Here is a 2384-nt window from a genome sequence, read left to right as displayed (position 1 = left end):
AGATATAAACCTTGTCAAAAAAAGCCTTACTTCGGATTCTTTTATGAAATTAGTAAGTGAAAGACTTAATGAAAATTGTGATACTGATGAAACTATTCAAGCATTAAAGGAATTAACTTAAAACAATAAAAGCTCAATTGGTAGAGCTTTGTTATACCCCCTACTGGTCTTAGCATCTCGTTAAGACCAAAATGTAACTTACATAATAAAGCTCGGCAATTTTTAAACTGCCGAGCTTTGTTTCTGTAAAAGTTTAATTAACTTGGCTTTAATTGCTCCAGATGCCCTGTCGTGGAGTTTCTTTATAATGGTAAGGAGTTGCTGGAAGAGCTAGGACAGTACGATTACGGCGCTAGGTTCTATGATCCGGTGATCGGAAGATGGAATGTGGTGGATCCGTTGGCGGAGAAAGGAAGGAGATGGTCTACCTATACCTATGCGTTCAATAATCCTATTTTATTTATCGATCCGGATGGAATGTTTGGTGATTATTATGGTACTGATGGTAAATGGCTAGGAACTGATCATATTGAAGATGATAGAGCATACGTTGCCAAGGATGGCTCATATACCAAACAAGGCGATGGGTATGCTATAAAGAAGTCAGGAATTACAGAGCTAGAAGTTGGCAATAATGAATTAATGCAATTGGCATCAACTTCTTATGGAGAATCCGGGACTTCAAATGTTAAAGAAGAAGTATACGGGATCGCCAGTGCAATTATGAATAATAAGGAAGCGAGAGGTGATGATGCAACGATTTCGTCCACTATAAAAGGCTTTGCTTTTGCTGCAACAGATGGTAATCCAAGAACTACCCAATTTAACGATGCCAGTAACGGCGAAAGAAATGGCACCTTTATGCAGACAGCAATAGGGGGAGCAATAAATGCAGTAAATGGTGGAGTAGATTATTCAAATGGCGCGACGCATTGGGCGGGTTCAGATATAGGTTCTAGTGCAGAAAAAAGAGCCACCGGCGGTTTGTTGTTTACTGATCAATCACATGATATGCAAAGGTTAGGTAGTAAGACTGTTAACGGTGCACCAATTACAACTCACTATTACAATAGCAGTGGAAAGGCAACTGGAGTAAGAGGCAGTTATTCTTATCGATGGGAAACAACAGCAGCACATGGAGGTACAACATTCATGAAAAAAACTAATTCTTTTATTAAAGCATCGGGAGAAAGGCGTTACTAAATATTATGAGAAAATTTATAATAATAATCCAGATAATTGCAATATGTTCACTTTTCGGTTATGTGAACGCTCAAGGACTTAAAAATGATCAAAACCATGTTAATAAGCGTCAACAAGTAAAAAGTATTGAAGGCGTTTATATTAGTTTGTCAAAATCTAGAGTTCTTGTCAACAAAGAAATTCAATGTGAACTTTTGCTTTTTGAAACAACCAAAGGTATAAATAAATATGTAGCTAAAATTGAATCCAAAGAAGTAGCGCAATCCATTAATTATTTTAGTCAAGAAGGTAATCACGAAGATTTATTTGTATTTGGCTTGCAAAAATTCCATCTGCAAAATAAAGTTGATCCTCTTTCTTTATCTGCCTACATGATTTTCAGGAATAGTAAAAAGTATCTATGTTTTATTGGTAAAGGGCAATCAGCATCAGGAACTGGGGTACAAGTGTCTTACTTTAACATTTTTGAACTCGATCGATTAGGCAAGGCGATTCTTCATTATGAATTCAATAGCCGTTTTGGAAATATCCATAGCATCGTTGATTACAATAATAATGGTAGTATAAATTATTTCAAGATCGTAAATGGAAATAAAATAGGTCAGTATATACTTACGATAAATAATGTTAAAAGTGGTAAGCCGATAAATAATAGATCGGTTCTGTTGGATTATAAATTGAATGACAAATTCGTGGTATTGAAAAATACCTTCTAAACTGTTAGATTATGGGGCAAGGTTTTACGATCCTGAGATAGGCAGGTGGAATGTGGTGGATCCATTGGCGGAAAAGTTTCATTCAGTTAATCCATATGCCTATACTGACAATAGTCCGATAAATAATATGGATCCAAATGGAATGGAAACGTTATATAACGAAGATGCTCAAAATGCGGTTCGCCAATTGCAAAGCCAAAATTCTTCGCAAAATCGAAACCATCCTCCAGATTGGTTTGTGGATAATTCAAATGGTAGTGTGTATTATTTTAGGGGTATAAAGAATATGACACAAGAAATTCTCGATAAATTTGGCTTTGGGATATCTGCTAAAAATTTAGAAAATTTTGGACCAGATAACATGTTTGGTAATAACCCAAAAGGACTTTATGAAAATTCATTAAGTCAAAGTATTCTGGTTATTGAGAATTCAAAATCTTTTATGGCGCAGAATGGGTATAGTGC

The 2384-nt window shown here is 35.6% G+C and carries 2 protein-coding genes and 1 pseudogene; all 3 read left to right on the top strand.

What is annotated here, in order from left to right; genetic code table 11:
- Window positions 1–294: 294 nt before the first annotated feature.
- Window positions 295–480, top strand: a pseudogene (locus AC1DPQ_RS24900) (RHS repeat-associated core domain-containing protein); the annotation flags it as partial.
- Between the two features lie 728 nt (window positions 481–1208).
- On the top strand, window positions 1209–1919 hold the full coding sequence (locus AC1DPQ_RS24895; RefSeq protein WP_477583495.1) for a hypothetical protein: 711 nt from the start codon (window positions 1209–1211) through the stop codon (window positions 1917–1919).
- A 127-nt stretch (window positions 1920–2046) separates the two neighbouring features.
- On the top strand, window positions 2047–2384 hold a 338-nt coding region (locus AC1DPQ_RS24890; RefSeq protein WP_477611206.1), incomplete at its 3' end, for a hypothetical protein.

This window comes from Pedobacter sp. 01T416_2 (assembly GCF_056398925.1).
The sequence above is the reverse complement of the archived record's forward strand: the minus strand, read 5'-3'. Positions and strand labels throughout refer to the sequence as shown.

Bases quoted from the DNA above. Each gene is read 5' to 3' on its own strand.
- AC1DPQ_RS24895 (WP_477583495.1), top strand. From the start codon at position 1,209: ATGAGAAAATTTATAATAATAATCCAGATAATTGCAATATGTTCACTT.